This window comes from Paracoccus sigandri (assembly GCF_003709565.1).
GTDB lineage: Bacteria > Pseudomonadota > Alphaproteobacteria > Rhodobacterales > Rhodobacteraceae > Paracoccus > Paracoccus siganidrum.
On the sequence record NZ_QNRC01000086.1, the window covers coordinates 1 to 2400 of the forward strand.

Annotated in this window: 1 protein-coding gene; it reads left to right on the top strand. The window is 68.3% G+C overall.

Annotation, left to right across the window (positions count from 1 at the left end):
• Window positions 1-59: 59 nt before the first annotated feature.
• Window positions 60-2400: non-ribosomal peptide synthetase (locus C9E82_RS23735; RefSeq protein ID WP_244936074.1), on the top strand; the 2341-nt coding region annotated here is incomplete at its 3' end.

Below are 2400 nucleotides of genomic sequence, written 5' to 3' on the forward strand. Positions count from 1 at the left end.
AAGCCGACCAGAACACCCGGTTCGACCTGAGAAACGACCCCCCGATCCGCGTAACACTCATCTCCGAAACAAAAAACAAACACAAAATCGCAATAACAACTCACCATATCGCAATCGATGGATGGTCGCTGCCCGTCTTTCTGGATGAGCTGTTCGCCCTCTACGACGCGCCGGATGCGGAGCTGCCGCGGGTGACGCCCTATGCCGACTACATCCGCTGGACCGCTTCGCGTCCCGACGACAAGGCGCAGGGTTTCTGGCGCGATCAGCTGGGCGAGGTGGAAGGCCCCACCCTGATCGCCCCCGACGCCAGCGGCCAATCCGCCAGCGTGACCCTGTCGCGGCAACTGGACGTGACGGCGACCAGAGAACTGGAAAGCCGCGCCCGCGATCTAGGGATCACGCTGAACGCGCTGATCCAGTCGGCCTGGGGGCTCTATCTGTCGCGCCGCGGCGGCCAGCGTGACGTGATCTTCGGTACCACCGTTTCGGGACGCCCCGCCGATCTGCCGGGTGTCGAACGCATGGTGGGGCTGTTCATCAACACCCTGCCGCTGCGCCTGCGGCCCGATCCGGCGCTGCCTGTCCCGGACTATCTGCGCCACACCCATGACCGGCTGTCCGCGATTCTCGAATATCAGCATGTGCCGCTGAGCACGCTGCAACGGATCGCCGGACATGAAAGGTTGTTCGACACGCTGACCGTGTTCGAGAACTATCCCGCCGGCCCTGCGGATGACGATGCCGCGGAGGCGGCGCTGACCGTCGAAAGACACAGCCAGCATGGCGGCGATGCCACCCATTACCCGATGGGTCTTGCCGCCGTTCCGGGCAAGAGGCTCAGGCTGACGCTCAGCTATCGCGGGGATCTGTTCGGGGCCGGGGATGCCGGTCAGGTGCTGGACAGCGTGGAAACCATCCTGCGCGGACTGGCCGATCCTTCCGACAGGAAGCTGGGCGAGATCGGCCTGATGGAGGCCGCTGCCGCCGAAGGGGCACTGTCGGTCCTGCGCGGCGCCGACCATCCCCGCAAGGATCAAAGCCTGCCCGACCTGGTCTGCGAGGCGGCGCGTCTTGCGCCGGACGCGACCGCGCTGATCTCGGCCGAAGGTCGGCTGGATTATGCCGGGCTGGAACGCGCTAGTGCCGCGCTGGCCCGGCGACTGGCCGGGGCGGGGGTCAAGCGCGGGCAGATCGTCGCCATGCTGCTGCCTCGCGGCATCTCCGCGATCACCGGCCTGCTGGCGATCATGCGCGCCGGAGCGGTCTATCTGCCGCTGGATCCCGATTATCCGCGCGACCGGATCGCCTCGGTTCTGGAGGATGCCGACCCCGCGCTGATCCTGACCGACCGGCAGGGGGCCGCGCTGGCCCCGGATCATCCCCATCTGCTGACCGATGACCAGGTGCCAGCCCCCATATCCGTCCCGCCGGTCCATCCCGATGCGGCGGACCCGGCCTATGTGATCTATACCTCGGGTTCGACCGGGCGGCCCAAGGGCGCGCTGCTGACCCATGGCGCCGCCGTCAACGCGATCCTGTCGCGAGCCGAGCGTTATCCGGCCCCCGAGGTTTCGGTTCTGCTGCCCTCGCTGGCCTTCGATGCCTCGCTGGCGGTGATCTTTGGGGCGCTGGCCAGCGGATCGGCCCTGGTCCTGCCCGAACCGGGGGCCGAGAAACGGCCCGCCGAACTCGCCCGGCTGATCGAGCGCCACGGAATACGCGAATGGATCAGCGGCCCCGGCCTGTGGCGCGCCGTGCTGTCGGAAGGCGAGGCCGATCTGGGCAGCCTGCGGCTTGTGGTTCTGGGCGGCGAGGCCATCCCGGACTCGCTGGTTGCAGCCCACCGGCAAACCGTGACGGCGGATCTGTGGAACGAATATGGCCCGACCGAAACCGCGATCTGGTGTGCCTCGGCACAGGTGATGGGCGAGCGGGCGCAGAATGTCATCGGCAAGCCGATCGCCAACATGCAGTTCCTGATCCTCGACGCGTCCCTCCACCCTGTCCCGATCGGCGTTGTTGGCGAGCTCTACATCGCCGGCTCGGGTCTGGCGCAGGGCTATCTGAACCGGCCCGACCTGACGGCCGAACGCTTCCTCGCCAATCCCTTCGCGCCCGGCCGGCGCATGTACCGCTCGGGCGACCTGGCGCGGTGGCGCGAGGACGGGCAGGTCGAGTTCGTCGGCCGCGCCGACCAGCAGCTCAAGATCCGCGGCTTCCGCATCGAGCCCGCCGAGATCGAGGCCGCCATCGCCCGCGCCGGCCATCCCCAAGCCGCCGTCATCGCCCGCGAGGACCGCCCCGGCCAGAAGCGGCTGGTGGCCTATGTCGTCGGCCAGCCGGACCGCGACGCGCTGCGCGGCGCGCTGGCCGAGGCGCTGCCCGACTACATGGTCC